The 15,981-nt window shown below is 67.2% G+C and carries 16 protein-coding genes; 8 read left to right on the top strand and 8 right to left on the bottom strand.

Annotated features, from left to right (window positions below):
• Positions 1 to 70 precede the first annotated feature (70 nt).
• Positions 71 to 1,594 (bottom strand): alpha-N-arabinofuranosidase, encoded by a 1,524-nt coding sequence (locus ABH933_RS35330; protein ID WP_429424381.1) that lies wholly within the window; start codon positions 1,592 to 1,594, stop codon positions 71 to 73.
• Positions 1,595 to 2,073: 479 nt separating this feature from the next.
• Between ABH933_RS35330 and ABH933_RS35325 the strand changes: the two genes are divergently transcribed.
• Positions 2,074 to 2,775 carry a GNAT family N-acetyltransferase gene (locus tag ABH933_RS35325; RefSeq protein ID WP_429424443.1) on the top strand — a complete coding sequence of 234 codons (702 nt, stop codon included), beginning with the start codon at positions 2,074 to 2,076 and terminating at the stop codon, positions 2,773 to 2,775.
• Positions 2,776 to 2,835: 60 nt separating this feature from the next.
• Positions 2,836 to 3,180: a hypothetical protein gene (locus ABH933_RS35320; protein WP_215921692.1), complete on the top strand. Its 345-nt coding sequence runs from the start codon at positions 2,836 to 2,838 to the stop codon at positions 3,178 to 3,180.
• 74 nt (positions 3,181 to 3,254) lie between these two features.
• Here ABH933_RS35320 and sthA read toward each other — a convergent pair whose 3' ends face one another.
• A complete protein-coding gene (gene sthA, locus ABH933_RS35315; protein ID WP_429424383.1) occupies positions 3,255 to 4,655 on the bottom strand; it encodes a Si-specific NAD(P)(+) transhydrogenase in 1,401 nt (466 codons plus the stop codon).
• A gap of 13 nt (positions 4,656 to 4,668) precedes the next feature.
• A complete protein-coding gene (locus tag ABH933_RS35310; protein ID WP_429424385.1) occupies positions 4,669 to 5,169 on the bottom strand; it encodes a hypothetical protein in 501 nt (166 codons plus the stop codon).
• Between the two features lie 304 nt (positions 5,170 to 5,473).
• Between ABH933_RS35310 and ABH933_RS35305 the strand changes: the two genes are divergently transcribed.
• Positions 5,474 to 5,752, top strand: a complete 279-nt coding sequence (locus ABH933_RS35305; protein WP_429424387.1) for a hypothetical protein — start codon at positions 5,474 to 5,476, stop codon at positions 5,750 to 5,752.
• 101 nt (positions 5,753 to 5,853) lie between these two features.
• Here the strand turns inward: ABH933_RS35305 and ABH933_RS35300 are convergent, their stop codons facing one another.
• Both ABH933_RS35300 and sigJ read right to left on the bottom strand, forming a co-directional pair.
• Positions 5,854 to 6,279, bottom strand: a complete 426-nt coding sequence (locus tag ABH933_RS35300; RefSeq protein WP_429424389.1) for a GlcG/HbpS family heme-binding protein — start codon at positions 6,277 to 6,279, stop codon at positions 5,854 to 5,856.
• A 103-nt stretch (positions 6,280 to 6,382) separates the two neighbouring features.
• Positions 6,383 to 7,318: an RNA polymerase sigma factor SigJ gene (sigJ, locus tag ABH933_RS35295; RefSeq protein WP_429424391.1), complete on the bottom strand. Its 936-nt coding sequence runs from the start codon at positions 7,316 to 7,318 to the stop codon at positions 6,383 to 6,385.
• Positions 7,319 to 7,472: 154 nt separating this feature from the next.
• Here sigJ and ABH933_RS35290 point away from each other — a divergent pair, with 154 nt between their 5' ends.
• The 3 genes from ABH933_RS35290 to ABH933_RS35280 are packed head-to-tail and all read left to right on the top strand — an operon-like array spanning position 7,473 to position 10,901.
• Complete coding sequence (locus tag ABH933_RS35290; RefSeq protein WP_429424393.1) at positions 7,473 to 8,102, top strand: LUD domain-containing protein; 630 nt, start codon at positions 7,473 to 7,475, stop codon at positions 8,100 to 8,102.
• Positions 8,103 to 8,154: 52 nt separating this feature from the next.
• A complete protein-coding gene (locus ABH933_RS35285) occupies positions 8,155 to 10,404 on the top strand; it encodes a molybdopterin-dependent oxidoreductase (RefSeq protein ID WP_429424395.1) in 2,250 nt (749 codons plus the stop codon).
• On the top strand, positions 10,401 to 10,901 hold the full coding sequence (locus ABH933_RS35280) for a winged helix-turn-helix transcriptional regulator (RefSeq protein ID WP_429424397.1): 501 nt from the start codon (positions 10,401 to 10,403) through the stop codon (positions 10,899 to 10,901). The genes ABH933_RS35285 and ABH933_RS35280 overlap by 4 nt, the downstream gene beginning before the upstream one ends.
• 229 nt (positions 10,902 to 11,130) lie before the next feature.
• Here ABH933_RS35280 and ABH933_RS35275 read toward each other — a convergent pair whose 3' ends face one another.
• Positions 11,131 to 11,754 carry an antibiotic biosynthesis monooxygenase gene (locus ABH933_RS35275; RefSeq protein WP_429424399.1) on the bottom strand — a complete coding sequence of 208 codons (624 nt, stop codon included), beginning with the start codon at positions 11,752 to 11,754 and terminating at the stop codon, positions 11,131 to 11,133.
• Between the two features lie 203 nt (positions 11,755 to 11,957).
• Here ABH933_RS35275 and ABH933_RS35270 point away from each other — a divergent pair, with 203 nt between their 5' ends.
• Positions 11,958 to 12,353, top strand: a complete 396-nt coding sequence (locus ABH933_RS35270) for a hypothetical protein (RefSeq protein WP_429424401.1) — start codon at positions 11,958 to 11,960, stop codon at positions 12,351 to 12,353.
• 274 nt (positions 12,354 to 12,627) lie between these two features.
• On the opposite strand, the gene ABH933_RS35265 is transcribed toward ABH933_RS35270, so the two are convergent.
• Positions 12,628 to 13,926, bottom strand: coding sequence for a hypothetical protein (locus ABH933_RS35265; RefSeq protein WP_429424403.1), 1,299 nt, complete (start codon positions 13,924 to 13,926; stop codon positions 12,628 to 12,630).
• Positions 13,927 to 13,992: 66 nt separating this feature from the next.
• Here ABH933_RS35265 and ABH933_RS35260 point away from each other — a divergent pair, with 66 nt between their 5' ends.
• Positions 13,993 to 14,247 (top strand): acyl carrier protein, encoded by a 255-nt coding sequence (locus ABH933_RS35260; protein ID WP_215921671.1) that lies wholly within the window; start codon positions 13,993 to 13,995, stop codon positions 14,245 to 14,247.
• Here the strand turns inward: ABH933_RS35260 and ABH933_RS35255 are convergent.
• Entirely contained in the window at positions 14,244 to 15,710 is a 1,467-nt protein-coding gene (locus tag ABH933_RS35255; RefSeq protein WP_429424405.1) for a class I adenylate-forming enzyme family protein, read from the bottom strand. The genes ABH933_RS35260 and ABH933_RS35255 overlap by 4 nt on opposite strands.
• Between the last annotated feature and the right edge of the window lie 271 nt (positions 15,711 to 15,981).

Raw genomic sequence — 15,981 nt, 5'->3', positions numbered from 1 at the left:
CAGTCCGCACGCGGGCTGTCGCGGCAGAGTTCGGCGAGCTCCTCGAGCTGTCACCGTTGGGAACTGCGTGTCAGGCTGCCGAAACGACTACCGCGGACCATGATTCGGCGGGCAGCGTGAGAGTGATCGTGGATCCCTCCAGTCGAGTGCCCGGCAGGCGTTGGCGCACATGGCGAGCCGCGGCCGCATCCAGGGGACCCTTGTCATCGGCGATGATCACCGATGTGGATTGGATTGTGGTCCAAGTGATTTCGCCACGCATGCTGATGACCGCATCGACCGGGTGCTCGGCCCGATTGGTCACGAATATCGACAACGTGCGCCCCGGCGCGTCATAGGTGGCCGCGGCCGCGACCGCCGGAACGTCGCCGTACTGGTTCGTCTCGACCTCGGGTGTGCGGATGCGGGCGACCAGGCCCACGCCGCGCGCGGCCACCGCGACGGCGGCGAACGGGGCGAAAATCGCCTGCCGCCAAGCATTTCCGTTCGGCTCGGTCATGATCGGCGCGATTACGTTCACCAGTTGCGCCAGACAGGCGACGGCGACTCGATCGGCATGATTGAGCAGGGTGATGAGCAGATCGCCGACGACCACCGCGTCCAGCGTCCCGTAGACGTCCTCGATGCGCGGCCCGCTGGTATCGATCTCCAGGTTCTCGGTGCCCGGAAAGCGGGCCTGGTACCAGACATTCCATTCGTCGAAGGAGATCCTGGGCCGGGTCCGGCTGTGTTTGCGGGCGGCCACGGCGTCGATTGTGGCCGCGACGTCGTCGATGAATTCGCTCATCGCGAACCCGGAGGCCAGGAAACTGCGCCGATCGCCGTCCAGCTCTTCGTAATAGGCGTGCATCGAGACGTAATCGACCACATCCCAAGCTATTTCGAGCGAGGTCGACTCCCAGTACCCGAAGGTGGGCATCCGGTGGTGCGAGCTGCCGCAGGCGACGAGTTCGATGCCCGGGTCGACGAGTTTCATCGCCTGTCCGGCCTGTGCGGCCAGGGCGCCGTACTCCGCGGCGGTCTTGTGCCCGATCTGCCACGGCCCGTCCATCTCGTTGCCCAGGCACCACAGCTTCACCCCGTAGGGATCGGCGGATCCGTTGCTGCGCCGCAGATCCGACCACTGCGTGCCGCCCGCGACGTTGCAATACTCGACCAGGTCGGCCGCGGCCTGGATGCCGCGGGTGCCGAGATTGACCGCGAGCATCGGCTCCACGCGCCGGCGCGCGGCCCAGCGCAGGAATTCGTCGGTGCCGACCTGATTGGTCTCGATCGAGCGCCATGCCGGATCCAGCCGGTGGGGCCGCAGATCGCGCGGGCCGATCCCGTCCTCCCATCGGTATCCGGAAACGAAATTGCCTCCCGGGTACCGGATTACGGTGACGCCCAACTCGTCGATCAGCTCGGCCACGTCGCCGCGGAACCCCTCATGGTCCGCGGTGGGGTGGCCGGGCTCGTAGATGCCGGTGTAGACGCACCGGCCCACGTGCTCGACGAACGATCCGAACAGCCGCCGATCGATCGGCCCGCGATCGTGCTCGAGATCCAGGACGATTTCGACCGCGGCCCCGGGCATTTCGTGGTCATCGGCCATGGGACCTCCCGGCGGTGGGCAGAGCGATGTTAGCGATCACATGTGTGCTGCGTGTCACAGGCTAGGGGTTGCCGGGGCGCTGGTCAAGCGCTCCAGTCACTACCTCAACGGAATTCGGGCTCGATCTCGTCGAGGACAAGGCCCGCGCCGGTTGCCACCCGAGATGGCGATACGGTCCGACGGGTAATCGGCCGGTACGGGCCCGAGGGCCGACGTAGAATTGCGCCGAAACGTCCTGAGTCCCGAAGCGCGACTCCGGATCCCGACGGTGGCTCGGGATGTTGTGATGACGGGCGGCAGCGGGCTGTCGCGAGCCGCGATCGATCCGGCTGCCGTCCAATCGAATTGCGATGATCGCAACCGGTGCCAATGCCCGGACTCCTCGTTAACGTCCTGGTGGTCGGACATTGTCGCGCCAGGAGTATGCCTTGACCGCTGAGTCGTTCGTTGCCGCCGAGCCCTCGGCTCGAACCCCGTCGATCGCCGATCCGGTACCGGGCGGCGCCGCGTCACATCCGCTCGACGACCCGGTACGAGCCTCGCTGCGGGGCGAGCACCGCCGGTTCGCGAGCTGGGTGGGCCGGATCGGCCGCTATGACCCGCAGGTCGCGCGCTTCGTGGGTCATCCGCCGGAACTGGATCACCAGGATTGGGCCGACCTGGCCACGGTGCTCGGACCGGGCGGCACGACCGGCCTGCGAGGCGGCCATGTGCCGCCCCCGGAGTGGACGGTGCTCGACGAAATCGGCTCCGTCCAGATGGACGGCACCGCGCTGCGCGTGGCCTCCGATCCCGGTCTCGACACGCTCACCGCGGCGGATGTCCCGGACATTCTCGAGCTGATCGCCCGCACCGAACCCGGCCCCTATGCGCCGCGCACCATCGAGATGGGCAGGTATCTCGGTCTGCGCGTGGACGGCAGGCTGGTGGCGATGGCGGGGGAGCGGATGCATCCGCCCGGCTGGACCGAGATCAGTGCGGTCTGCACCGACGCGGAATTCCGTGGCCGCGGCATCGCGACCCGCCTGATCCGCGCGGTCGGCGCGGGCATCCGCGCCCGCGGCGAGATCCCGTTCCTGCATGCGCTCGCGTCGAATACGAACGCGATAAGCCTGTACGAGACTCTGGGTTTCAGCCTGCGTAAGCGCTCGGTGCTCACCATCGTGCAAGCACCGGGTTAGGCAGTGCTTTCTCGGCGGACGCGCTGCCGGAACGGGCGGACATGGCTATCGTGTGCCACCATGAGCCATCGTGTTGTTCGCTGTGTGGGCCGTGCCGTGCTGATCGGGGCGGTGCCGCTGGCCGTCGCGCTGCAGAGTAGTGGGATCGCCGCCGCCTCGTCCTCGTCTCAGGGCGTTCCGTTGGAGGTGGCGACGAATCCCGATGCCCTCGACCATGATCCGGTGCACAACGGCATCGTCGGCGGTGCGATTGTGGGCGCCACCGGGTCCGGGGTGCTCGGCGCCGCGCTGGGTTCCGGCGTCGGGGCAATCCCCGGGGCCCTGCTCGGGGCGGTGGTGGGCGGCGTCACCGGCGGGCTGCAGGGTTACTACAACCCGCGCTCGGTGCCGCAGGCGCTGCCCTGACCCTGCGGTGTCGCAGTGACTTCCGGGCGTGGTCCGGGAGGGCGGGCCGAGGTCGCCGAGCACCGGCAGCTCGGTCAGTCCATGTGCTCGATCTGGCGTATCTTGTTCATCGCATCCAACGCCGCGACCTTGTACGACTCCGCGAGGGTGGGGTAGTTGAAGACCGCGTCCACGAGGTAGTCCACCGTGCCGCCGCAGCCCATCACGGCCTGTCCGATGTGCACCAATTCGGTTGCCCCGGTGCCGAATACGTGCACACCCAGCAGCTCGCGGCTGTCCGGGCACACCAGCAGCTTGAGTACGCCGTAGGAGTCGCCGATGATCTGGCCGCGGGCCAGCTCCCGGTAGCGGGACACGCCGACCTCGAAAGGCTTACGCGCCGCGGTCAATTCGTCCTCGGTGCGGCCGATGAAGCTGATCTCCGGGATGGTGTAGATCCCGATCGGCTGGAGTGCGGACAGGGTGTGCATCGGTTCGCCGCACGCGTGGTGCGCGGCCAGGCGCCCCTGCTCCATCGAGGTCGCGGCCAGCGCCGGGAAGCCGATCACGTCGCCCACCGCGTAGATGTGCGGGACCTCGGTGCGGAAGTGGTCGTCCACCGAGACGCGACCGCGCTTGTCCGCGCTCAGCCCGGCCTTCTCGAGTCGCAGGCTCTCGGTCATGCCCTGGCGGCCCGCGGAGTACATGACCACCTCGGCCGGAATCTTCTTGCCGCTCTCCATGATCGCGATGGCCCCGCGCGGATGCCGCTCCACCGCGGCGACCGTCTCGCCGAACCGGAACGTCACCGCGAGATCGCGCAGGTGGTACTTGAGCGCCTCGACCACCTCGATATCGCAGAAGTCCAGCATCCGCTCCCGCGACTCCACCACCGTCACCTTGGTGCCCAGCGCGGCGAACATGGAGGCGTACTCGATGCCGATGACGCCCGCGCCGATCACGATCATCGACTGTGGCACCCGCTCGAGTTGCAGGATGCCGTCGGAATCGATGATCGTCTTGCCGTCGAAATCGACGGTGCTCGGCCGGGCGGGCGTCGTGCCGGTCGCGATCACGATGTTCTCGGCGGTCACTTTCCGGCCCTCGGCGCTGCCGTCCATCACCTCGACGGTGTGCTCGTCCAGGAACGAGCCCATGCCCGGCAGCAGCGTCACGTGATTGCGGGAGAGCTGGTTGCGGATCACGTCGACCTCGCGGCCGATCACGTGCTGGGCGCGCGAGAGCAGGTCGGTGACGGTGATGTCCTCCTTGACCCGGTAGCTCTGCCCGTACATCTCGCGCTGGCTCAGGCCCGTCAGATAGAGCACCGCCTCGCGCAGGGTCTTGGACGGAATGGTGCCGGTGTTGATGCACACCCCGCCGATCATGTCCCGCCGCTCGATCACGGCGGCCCGTTTACCCAGCTTTGCGGTGGCGATGGCGGCCTTCTGACCGCCGGGACCCGAACCGAGGACGAGCACGTCGTAGTCGTACATGCGCCTCAGTCTTTCAGATCTGATGCCACCACGCGACGAAGAGAACAACACCCGCCGCGGCGAGCGCGACGGCCGCGGGCACCGGCCACCATGCCCCGCCGCGGGCGAGCAGCCGATCCGCCAAGCGCAGTTGCAGCACACCGACATCCGCGAGCAGCACCGCAGCCACCGGCTGAAGCAGCACCGCGAACGCGGCGTGCACGGCCCAGGCTCCCATGAGAGTCGGTCCGCCCCAGGAGTTTTCGAGTCCATTATCGCCAACCAGCGGGTACGCCAGACCGCGCACGAGGGCCAGGCCCGCGAGAAAGACCAGGAAGCAGGTGAGCAGCCCCAGCGCCGCTCCCAGCACGGTGTGCGCGGCAACGTATCCCCGTCCCGGTGTGCGGGATTCGAACGACGTCTCGCGCGCCCATCGCGCCGCGCGCTCTCGGATCCCGATGGGGCACAACGACACCGGCAACGCCAGAACCGCGTAGGCGATCCTGCGCCAGGATCGGTGAACCGTGAGCCGCATCCTGCGACCTTACCGAGGCAACCGGTTGAACGCCGGGCTCGATCGAATCGTAAGTAAACCCCAGGTTAATGGCCGTGCATTCGTGAACCTTCCCTGAACGACGCACGCGGATCGTCGACGTTCGGGCATTCGAGCGGGACCATTTTCGTACAGCAAAGACCATGGATTTCCGTCGGTGATGGATGTCATTCCGGGACATCCGATCAATCGCGCGGCGAATATCGCGAAAGGGCAACCGATACAGTAGAGTTCGCGTTGTTGGCGGCGCTACATCACACATCTCGATTACGAACGAGTTGGTCTCATGGAACGCTTCACCGACAACGGCATGACCGAAGCGCAGCGGCGCCGCGCACACACCGCCGCGGAGGCGGCTCAGGCGCAGATCTTCATGAAAGCGATGCTGGCCGAAGAGTGTCGGCTGCAGCAGGAGATTCGCGACCTGCAACAGAATCTGCGGGAGATCCTGCGCCTGCTCGCCGGTATCCAGCGCCGCTTCCCGCACCTACGCCCCGCGCGGCCCGACGCTCGGCTCCCGCAACCGCACGCGCTTCCGCCGGCCCATGGACGTCGATCCGCTTAGGCGAGAACGCATTACGGGTACTGATGTGGGTACGGACCCGCGCTCTCGGTGGGCGGGCGCGGAGCCGCGGACATCTCAGGTCAGCCCTGTGCGGCAGGGCGTCAGCGCTCCTCGCGCCAGCGGTCCACCGCGGTCTGCACCGCCTCCTCGTCCTCGATCGCGTGCGCGCCGGAGGCTCCGGCCGCGCCGAGAATCACGCCGTCGACGGTGACCAGCACGCCACCGGCATACGGAATGAAGTCGCCGTCGTTGAGGTGCTGGATGCTGTCGGTGATCGGGCCGGGCAGCGTGATCTGGCCCGAGGGCCGCAGCGTCAGCAATGCGGTGCGCGCCTTGGCCACGGCGATCCGGCTGGTCATCGGCATGCCACCGTCGGCCCGCCGCAGGGCGATCACCTCGCCGCTGACATCCAGGACGGCCACCGCCAGCGGCGGGAAGCCGCGCTCGGCGCCGACCTGCAGCGCGGAGGCCACCAGCCGATCGGCATCGGCCAGGGTCAGTCCGGGAAGTCTGGGAGTTTGCGTCATGATCTAGAACTTAGCCGTATCGGGAGAGCTCATCGTTCCGGTGGAACTCGACCGGATCGCCCGAAGATGAACGAGCCGAGAGCATCTCGTGCGCGAGGCGGGCTCAGCTCTGCGTCCAGCGGTGGAGCTTGTCCGGATTTCGTACCACCCAGATGTGGCGGATCCGATCGCCCGCGATGTCGAAGGCGAAGACGGTCACTGTGACGCCGCCCTGTCGCGCGACCAGCCCGGGCCTGGCGTTCACGGTCCGTTCCAGGAAGGTCAGGTCGCTGGGTATCCGTTCGGCGAGCTCCATCCAGGCGCGCGCGATCCGCTCGCCGCCCTCGATGGGGTCCAGGAAGCTGATGACGCGACCGCCGCTGTCGGCCGTCGCCGTGGCATCGGGATCGAGCAGTCCGACGATGGCGTCGATGTCCTGGGCCTGCCACGCCATCTTGAAGGCCTTGACGATCTCGGTCTGCCGGTCCGCCGGGGTCGCGGCCGGTTGCGCGGCGCGGACTCGGCGGCGGGCCGAGGAGGCCAGCTGGCGGGAGGCGGCCGGGGTGCGGCCGGTGATCTCGGCGACCTCGGCGAAGGGGTAGCGGAAAACGTCGTGCAGGACGAACGCGACCCGCTCCGCCGGCGTCATCGCGTCGAGCACGACGAGAAAGGCCATGCTGATGGATTCGTCGAGGGTGACGCGCTCGGCCGGGTCGACGGCGCCGGCCGGGCGGACGCGGTCCCATTCGGCCGGGTCGGGCAGTGGCTCGGGGATCCAGTCGCCCACGTAGGTCTCGCGGCGGGCGCGCGCCGAGCCCAGCAGGTTGAGGCAGATGCGGGTGGCGACGGTGGTGAGCCAGGCGCCCGGGGATTCGATGGCGTCCCGCTGCGGTGCGGTCAGGGCGTACCAGCGGACATAGGTCTCCTGGACCGCGTCCTGCGCCTCGTCCAGCGAGCCCAGCAGCCGGTACGTGAGGTTGATCAGCTGACGCCGCTCGCTCATGACCGCGTCCAGGTCCGGATCGGAGCGGCGTGGATCGGTGGCGTCTCGAGTGGTCATGTCGTGCGGCTCCCTTCGTCTTTCTCCCTACCACTACGACCGGGCACCGCGCCGGAATGTGAGGCCAGGCCTGACATTCCGGAGAGCTGCGTTGTCGTCAACGGTGAACCCGGTCGCATTCGGCCCGGGTGAACCTCAACCCTGGAGAACTCCGATGACCACCCAGATTCCGGCGCCCTCGTTCACCAACCCGGCCTCCGCGCAGCGCCTGGAGCGGGCCGCCGCGGCCCTGACGGCGCACAACTTCGCCGTCGAAATCCTCGCGGACGCCGCCGCCGCGCGCGCCCGCGTCGCGGACCTGATTCCCGCGGGCGCCAGTGTCTTCACCGGCGCCAGCGAGACGCTACGCCTGTCCGGCATCGAGGCGGACATCAACGACAGCGGGCGCTACGACGCCCTGCGCCCGCGCGGCCTGGCGATGGACCGCGCCACCCAGGCCGACGAGATCCGGCGGATGTTCGCCGCTCCCGACGTCATCGTGGGCAGCGTGCACGCCGTCACCGAGACCGGCTCGCTGGTGATCGCCTCGGGCAGCGGCAGCCAGCTGCCCGGCTATGCCGGCGGCTCGGCCCGCGCGATTTGGGTGGTCGGCGCGCAGAAGGTGGTTCCCGACCTGGACGCCGCGCTGCGCCGCGTCGAGGAACACTGCCTCCCGCTGGAAAGCGAACGCGCCCAGCGGGTTTACGGACGTCCCAGCGCCGTCAGCCGGCTTCTCATGCTCAATCTGGAGCCCGTCCCGGGTCGCGGCACCGTCCTGCTGCTGCGCGAGGCGATCGGATTCTGAGAATCTTCCGGTAGTGGGTAGCGCTAGTGAACTAACTGGGTATGCTGCGGGTATGAACGAATGGCGACCTACGGCGTGCATCCTGTGCGAGTGCAATTGCGGCATTCAGGTGCTGCTCGGGCCCGATGGCCGTTCGTTCGAGAAGATCCGTGGTGACAAGCTCCATCCCGCCTCGGCGGGATACACCTGCAACAAGGCGCTGCAGCTGGACCGGTACCAGAACGGGCACACGGGCCGGTTGACCGCGCCGCTGCGCCGCCGCAAGGACGGCAGCTTCGAGGAGATCGATTGGGACACCGCGATTGCGGAGATCTCGGCGCGAATGCTGGAGCTCGGGCAGCACTTCGGCGGGGAATCGATCTTCTACTACGGCGGCGGCGGTCAGGGTAATCACCTGGGTGGCGCGTACGCCCCGGCGACCATGGCGGCCTACGGGATGAAGTATCGCTCCAGCGCCCTGGCGCAGGAGAAGACCGGCGACTTCTGGGTGGGCGCACGGATGGCCGGCCACCCGATGCGCGCCGATGTCGAGCACGCCGAGGTGGCCTTCTTCATCGGCAAGAACCCCTATCAGTCGCACGGCTTTCCGCGGGCGCGCACCGTCCTGAAGGAGATCGCCAAGGATCCGGCGCGGTCCATGATCGTGCTCGATCCGGTGCGGACCGAGACCGCCGAGCTCGCCGATTTCCACCTGCAGCTGCGTCCGGGCACCGACGTCTACCTGCTCTCGGCCATGGCCGCGATCCTGGTGCGCGACAACCTGATCGATGGCGACTGGCTTGCCGTGCACGCCACCGGCCTCGAAGCCGTGCTGCCGGTCCTGAACGCGGTGCCGATCGACAAGTACTGCGCCATCGCCGATGTCGACCTCGACCTGGTCACCGCCGCGACGCACCGTCTGGCGCGCGCGCATTCGGTGGCGGCGCTGGAGGATCTGGGCGTGCAGATGAACCGGTACTCGACCGTGGTCAGCTACGTCGAGAAGCTGGTCTGGATTCTCACCGGCAATGTCGGAAAGCCGGGCACGCAGTATGCCTTCACCGGCCTGTCCAATCTCGGTCACGACCGCGGACATCCGGCGGGGGAGGGGCCCCGCAGCCCCGTGGCCGGCGCGCAGATCGTCAGCGGCCTGGTGCCGTGCAACGTGATCAGCGAGGAGATTCTCACCGATCATCCCGCGCGCTACCGGGCGATGTTCATCGAGAGCTCGAACCCTGCCCACTCCCTTGCGGATTCGGCGCGCACGCGCGAGGCCCTGGAGGCGCTGGAGCTGGTGGTGGTGATCGATGTCGCCATGACCGAGACCGCCCGCCTGGCCGATTACGTGCTGCCCGCGCCCACCCAGTTCGAGAAGTACGAGGCCACGTTCTTCAATTTCGACTTCCCACGCAACATCTTCCACCTGCGCCACCCGGTGCTGCCCGCGCCCGAGGGCGTGCTGCCCGAGCCCGAGATTCATGCCCGGCTGGTGGAGGCCGCGGGCGTGCTGGGCGAGGCCGACTATGCGCCGCTGCGGGCCGCGCTGGCGCAGGGCCGCGAGGCATTCGCCATGGCATTCCTGGGCGTGCTCGGCGATCCGGCCCGGTCCAAACTGGCGCCCGTGCTGCTGTACCGCACACTGGGACAGACCCTCCCGGACGGTGCGGCGTCGGCGGCCCTGCTCTGGGCCGCGGCATACAACATGGTCCGGCGATTCCCGGCCAGCGTCGAACGAGCGGGGTACGGAACGGGTATGGAGGCCGGGGAGCGCCTGTTCGAGGCCATTCTCGCGGGCGAGCACGGCGTCGTCATCTCCGAGGACGATTATGCCGAGACGTGGAACCGGGTGCGGGACGGGGTGATTCGGCTCGACATTCCCGAACTGCTCGAGGTCGTCGCCGCGCTGCCCGACGCGCCCGGCGACAGCGCCGACTGGCCGTTCATTCTGTCCGCGGGCGAGCGCCGCGCGTTCACCGCGAACACCATCTTCCGGGATCCGGCCTGGCGCAAGCGCGATGCCGCCGGCACGCTGCGCATCAGCACCACCGACGCCGGGCGACTCGGCCTGAGCGCGGGCGATCTGGTCCAGGTGACCACCCGCCGCGGCACCGCGCGGGTGCCGGTCGAGCCCACCGACCGCATGCGCCCCGGACATCTCTCGCTGCCCAACGGTTTCGGACTCTCGGTCGAGGATCCCGAGGGCGCACCGGTCACCACCGGGACCGCCCCCAACGAGCTGACGTCCTTCGAGGCGCGCGACGAATGGGTCGGAACCCCCTGGCACAAGTACGTTCCCGCGCGCCTGGATACGGTGAGTTCATGAAGCGGACGAGTTTCGCCAACTGGCCGTGCACCGTGGCCCGCACGGTCGACCTCCTGGGCGACTGGTGGACTCCCCTGATCCTGCGCGAAGCCTATTACGGCGCAGCCCGTTTCGACGATTTCGAATCCACCCTCGGCCTGAGCCGCAACATCCTGGCCCAGCGCCTGACCCGCCTGGTCGAGACCGGCCTGCTGATCAAGGTCCCCTATCAGGAGCGACCGGTGCGTCACGAATACCGCCTCACGGACCAGGGCCGCGACTTCTTCCCGGTCCTGGCCGCCATGATGGCCTGGGGCGACCGCTATCTCGCCCCGGAGGCGGGCGAACCCGTTGTCCTGCACCACACCACCTGCGACCACGACACCCATGCCGAGGTCGTCTGCGCCCACTGCCGCGAGCCCCTGCGTCACGAGCACACCACCGCTCGACTGGGGCCGGGCTTTCCGGCGCGCTTGCGCGAATCCGCCTTGGCGACAGGAAGATTCCCCATCGACTGAGCGGGCGAGGTCACACCGGCCGACACCCGGTGAGAGGCGCCGCGGGCTGTCGACTGCCGTCACCCGCACGACACCGGATCCAGCGTCCACGCGGGGCGCCACCTTCACCGAACTCTGGGTGAACAGCGACGGCGGCAACGCGCACCGCCTCACCGACCCGAACATGCCGTGCAGTCCGCCATGTACGGCAGTTGGGGTAGGGGAGTCGATTCGTAGTCGGCCGCGCTACCTACGCCATTTCGGGAACGCGCAGGTGCGCCAGCGCCAGTTCGAACTCAGCGCCCTCGAGCACCTCGGCGCCGGAGCGCCGACTGGCGTCGGCCCGCAGTGAGGCGGCCTGGTCGCGGGTGCGTCGCATCGCCTCGGCGCTGTCGTAGGTGGCGCAGGAGACCGCGCGACCGGATGTCCGGTTGATCATGAGGCTCGCGCTGCAGAATCCCTCGAGCGTTTCCATCTCGGACAGGAACTGGGATCGGTATGCCTCGACGGCCCCTTCCAGCCGGTCGGGATCTGTCTTGAGCCAGACAGCGCGGGCGCAGGCGCCTTCGAGCGTTCTGTGTTCGCGATGCAGAACGGCGATCTCCCACTCCTCGACCTGGGCGCTGCCGCCGCCGAACGAACCGGCGGCGCCCTCGCGGATCGGGAGGACCCGGGTCGCGCTGTCGTGCATGGCAGCTGCCGTTTCCCACGCGGTGGTGGCGATACACCGGCCGGACTGCCGGTCGACCAGCAGGGACAGCCCCACGCAACCGGGGATTTCCTGCAGGGCCGGCATCACATGATCGCGGACGTGCGCAATCCCGGCGTCGATAGCGGAGGGTCGCGCCTGAATCGTGGTGGAGCGTGCGTACACGACCCCACCTCCTCTCGGCTCGGAGGCGACGCCCGGTGGCGCCACCGGTGTCTTCGAGCCTGCTCCTCGAGAACCCGCGAAGCAAGGGAGCCTGCCACGGGTAAGAACACGTATAGAAGTAGGTAGTTCTACGGTCGCGTATCGAACGCGGGAAAAGGATGGTGGAAAGCAACGGACCTGGCACTACCGCTCGAGGATGCGCAATGGACTACTCACAGAATCGACAGCGAAGTCGTGCCGGTGCACCGTGGCGCCGTGCGTCGCAGCAGTCGGAGCCGCATGCCGGCTACGACTCGTCGTGGGTTCGCTCGTCCTCGAGCCAGCTGCACTTCCTTCATTCGAAGCGATCGATTGATACCGAACTGGCGCCCGTGATCGACTACGCCATCCGCTGGGCGCCGTTCGGTGGCGCCAGTGCCGGCGAACTGCTGGTCCAGTTCGGTGTCGAGCGTCGGCGCTTCCTGGAGATGGTGCAGGCCGGTCTACGGCTTCGTCGTACCGACAGTCAGGAAGTGCGGTGGCTCAAGCGCGGGCTTGTGGATGCCTTGGCCTTGGCATGGCGCGTAGACAAGGTCGCCGGCGGGGGGACAGCGTGTTGATGAGACCGGCCGGGGGTTCGGGGCTTCCGGAGGCCGAGGATGTTCACCTGCGGATCTGGCTGAATGGCACCGCTTTGGACTATCGAGCGACAGTCGCCGCGGCATCCCAACTCATGCGTGATTGGCGGCAAAGACGCTGGTGTGCAATCGAATTCATCGCCAACACGGTGGAAGAGTGCATGCCGATGACCAGGCTACCGAACGAACGGCTGTTTCTGGGTCCGTAATCGGGGGGATATCCCTCAAACGGGTGTACATCGTGACGCGGCCTACCTCATCCAGCGCTTTCGAGCCGGGCCACGGCGTTGTCGGTGAGCCAGCCTGCCTCCTGCTCGCTTATCGCGCTTGGCGTGTACCCAACGCTGAAGTCGAGGCCACCGAGTTGCTCGTTGGCGATCACAAACAGAAACGGCCCGAACATGTCGAGCGAAACGGCCCTGGTGATGCCCTCGAGCTCGTAGGCGCCGTAGCTGGTCTGGAGGCCGGACTCGTCTGCCGTGGTAACGGCGAGTCCGTCGAGGCGCCGCCTGTTCCGGATCGTCGGGCCGGCTTCGTGCCGATACACCTCCCAAGTGGGAAACTTCATGATCGAGGCGGACTCCCGGTCCTTGGCCAGCGCGGCAATCAATCCGAACGAGGCATCGCGGGCGGTTACCCAGAAGTCGTCGGTTATCCGGTGCTTGGTACGCAGGATGTCGACGTAGCAGGCGTAGGTATCGCGCGGTAGCGCGAGTGTACTGAGGCGCCGGAGGTCGATCGGGCTCAGCACGGTCATGGCGTCGAGCCCGTACCGTTCGCGCATGGCAAGCAGGAACGCAGCCGTTATCGCACCGTGAAGCGTCGTTCTGTTGGCCCTGATGGCGTCGGTGAGCGTTACCGTCGGGGTGGGCCCGAGGTAGCGTGCCAGTACTCGCGTTCCTTTCTTCCGATCGCGTACCGTCTGCTTGGGTAGCCGAATGGCCGGCGTATAGGTGGTCTTCATGCCACTGCCGAGCTTCTTGTCGTTGCCGGATTTCTTGGTCAGGCCCTCCTCGATCGGCGGGGGCAGGGCGGTGCTGATCGGCGATTTCAGTTGCGCCATGGCCGGATCGGCAAGGAATTCCAGAAGCTGGCGAGCGAACATATTGGCGGACCGGGCATCGAGCGTCGCGTGATCGGCGCAGATGACGAGATGGTTGAGGTCCGCGTCGGGCGACCGTCGCACCAGCGTTATCCGTAGCCGGGGATGGCTGCCCTTCCGGATCGGTGTGCGGATGTCATCGGCAAAGACCTTGCGCCAAGCGTCCGGGTCGGTGTCGTCGAGCACCGTCAACGGGATCTCCGTGGTGCCCTCGGTGTCGAACCAGCGCCGGCGAGAGACGAAGGGCGGCCGGGGTCGCCAGACGATCTTGCCGTAACGTATATGAGCGCGAAGCATAGGATGCTGGGTCTGGAGCCAGGCGAGCGACCGCTGTACCAGCGCCGGATCGAGGTGGCCTCGCACGTGCAGCACCTGCATGGCGATCAGCTCGCCACGGATGTGCAGTTCACTGAGCAGTTGCTCCCGTTCGCCCAGTGGGCGCATTTCGCCCACGCCGTCCTCCATATTTTCGTTGCGATGAAATTGGCTGATATGCTGAGTATATAAGGGGTTGGAGTGATGAACGATATCGAACGGCCGATAATCGAGTATATTTCCGCCATGGCGGCTGAAATCGGTGCGGCGCCGGTTGATCGCGAGACCCGTCTCCTCGAGATCGGTCTGCTGGACTCGATCAGTCTGGTGAAACTCGTACATTTTCTCGAGGAGCGATTCGAGATCAGCCTCCCTGACACGGAGATACGGGCGGACCTGTTCGAATCCCCCGCGCATCTGGCAGCCTACGTTTCGCAGCGGATGACGCGCCCCGCTTAGAGCTCGCGTAACCGCGCACGGAGCAGCTTGCCGGCCGAACTCCTCGGCAGTGCGTCGATGAATGCGATCTCGGCCGGAACCTTCTGAACCGACAGCCTTTCGCGGGTGTAGCGGATCAACTCATCGGCCGACACATCCGCCCCTTTGACGACAAACGCGATCAAGCGATTGCCGTTGCGCGCATCCGGATCCGGGAGACCAGCCACCGCGGCCTCGGCGACGGCAGGCGAACTCATGAGCGTCTCCTCCACCTCGATGGGGTCGACCTTGTAGCCGGACACCTCGATCAGCAGCTTGCTCCGGCCACGAATGAAGATGCGACCTTCCTCATCGAGCGAGGCGAGGTCGCCCGTCCTGAACCAGCCCTCATCGAATGCCTCAGCATTGGCCGCGGCATCGCCGAGATAACCCCGCGTGAGCGACGACGATTTCAGTTCCATTTCACCAACGGATGGGCCGAATTCGGTCTCCGACGGAACGATGCGGACCCGGCCGTCGCCCGCCGGCTTGCCCACCGAGGCCCAGTTCGCGTCGGGATCGGCGGAATTATTGTGCGAGAACATGCTCGCCTCGGTCGAGCCGTAATCCTGGCGAAGTGTGACACCGAGGCGCTCGCGTACCGCTTCGAAGACCCGCCGCTTCAGTGCGACGCCGCCGGAGAAGGCCAGGCGCAGTCTCAGATCGAAACCGCCGCTCTGACCGGTGAGGATGTCGTACATCGCCGGAACAGCACCCATAACGGTGACGCGCTCGCGGACCATGGTGTCGAGCAGCTTCCGGCGCGATAGCGCCAGGGGCAGGGGATCGCTCCAGTACAGCGTCGTTGCGCCGCGGGCGACGGCTTGCGTAGCGCCCAGCAGGAAGCCCATCGAGAAGTTGCCCGGCAGAACGTCGAGGACGATGTCGTCGGGCTGAATGTCCCACGCCGTGCTGGACCGTTCACTATCGGCGACGAGCTCGGCATGGGTGTGCGGCACCACCTTCGGCAGCCCGGTAGAGCCGGACGAGAAGAGGTAGAGCGCCACGGTGTCGCCGGGCAGTGCCGGCGGCTGGACGGTTGCACGTCCTTCGGGCAGGGCGCTCGTCAGGAACAAGGGAATGCCGGGGGCTGCATCTTCAATCAGCATCTCGGCCGCGGCGGCGAGGCCGGGAGATGCGATGACGGCCCTGGGGCCGACCTTGTGCGCGAGCATGGCGAGTTCGGCTCGCGGGGACGTCTCGGCCAGTGGCATCGCGATCGCGCCGATGGCGAAGAGCGCGTGGGCGGTGACGAAAAGATCGGGTGAGTTCGGAATCAGCAGAGCAACAGGATCGCCGTTCTCGATGCCACATTCGATGAAGCCCGTGGCGAGTCGGCCGATGCGCTCGACCAGAGCGGCGTAGGGCGTAAATGCTTCACCCTGCCGCAATCCGCTGGTGATCGGCGCTCGCGCGGTGACCGCGAGCAGATTGTCGTAGATCATCTCTACTCCTGGTCGGCAACTAGCGTGGCGGGCATAGAGCGGTAGGCGTGCAGGTTTCGCAGGGGATGAGGGACAGGGGGGCCGTCCAGACGCAGATTCGGGTACCTGTCGAAGAGGGCTCGTAGCGCGATGGCGCCTTCCGCTCGGGCAAGAGGTTTACCGCGATGCGCCGCAACCCGCAGATAGGTCCGCGGGATGCCATGCGTGAGCACCCACCGAACCCAAGCGCGAGTCAACATTGCCACCTCTCAATCCTGACCTGCTCCTATGA

It is taken from the genome of Nocardia sp. GP40, from assembly GCF_050434125.1.
Classification (GTDB): Bacteria; Actinomycetota; Actinomycetes; order Mycobacteriales; family Mycobacteriaceae; genus Nocardia; species Nocardia albiluteola.
The sequence above is the reverse complement of the archived record's forward strand: the minus strand, read 5'-3'. Positions and strand labels throughout refer to the sequence as shown.

Excerpts from the sequence above, each read along its gene's own strand:
- ABH933_RS35330 (WP_429424381.1), bottom strand. The coding sequence starts at position 1,594 with ATGGCCGATGACCACGAAATGCCCGGGGCCGCGGTCGAAATCGTCCTG.
- ABH933_RS35320 (WP_215921692.1), top strand. The coding sequence starts at position 2,836 with ATGAGCCATCGTGTTGTTCGCTGTGTGGGCCGTGCCGTGCTGATCGGG.
- sthA (WP_429424383.1), bottom strand. The coding sequence starts at position 4,655 with ATGTACGACTACGACGTGCTCGTCCTCGGTTCGGGTCCCGGCGGTCAG.
- ABH933_RS35310 (WP_429424385.1), bottom strand. The coding sequence starts at position 5,169 with ATGCGGCTCACGGTTCACCGATCCTGGCGCAGGATCGCCTACGCGGTT.
- ABH933_RS35305 (WP_429424387.1), top strand. The coding sequence starts at position 5,474 with ATGGAACGCTTCACCGACAACGGCATGACCGAAGCGCAGCGGCGCCGC.
- ABH933_RS35300 (WP_429424389.1), bottom strand. The coding sequence starts at position 6,279 with ATGACGCAAACTCCCAGACTTCCCGGACTGACCCTGGCCGATGCCGAT.
- sigJ (WP_429424391.1), bottom strand. The coding sequence starts at position 7,318 with ATGACCACTCGAGACGCCACCGATCCACGCCGCTCCGATCCGGACCTG.
- ABH933_RS35290 (WP_429424393.1), top strand. The coding sequence starts at position 7,473 with ATGACCACCCAGATTCCGGCGCCCTCGTTCACCAACCCGGCCTCCGCG.
- ABH933_RS35285 (WP_429424395.1), top strand. The coding sequence starts at position 8,155 with ATGAACGAATGGCGACCTACGGCGTGCATCCTGTGCGAGTGCAATTGC.
- ABH933_RS35280 (WP_429424397.1), top strand. The coding sequence starts at position 10,401 with ATGAAGCGGACGAGTTTCGCCAACTGGCCGTGCACCGTGGCCCGCACG.
- ABH933_RS35270 (WP_429424401.1), top strand. The coding sequence starts at position 11,958 with ATGGACTACTCACAGAATCGACAGCGAAGTCGTGCCGGTGCACCGTGG.
- ABH933_RS35260 (WP_215921671.1), top strand. The coding sequence starts at position 13,993 with ATGAACGATATCGAACGGCCGATAATCGAGTATATTTCCGCCATGGCG.
- ABH933_RS35255 (WP_429424405.1), bottom strand. The coding sequence starts at position 15,710 with ATGATCTACGACAATCTGCTCGCGGTCACCGCGCGAGCGCCGATCACC.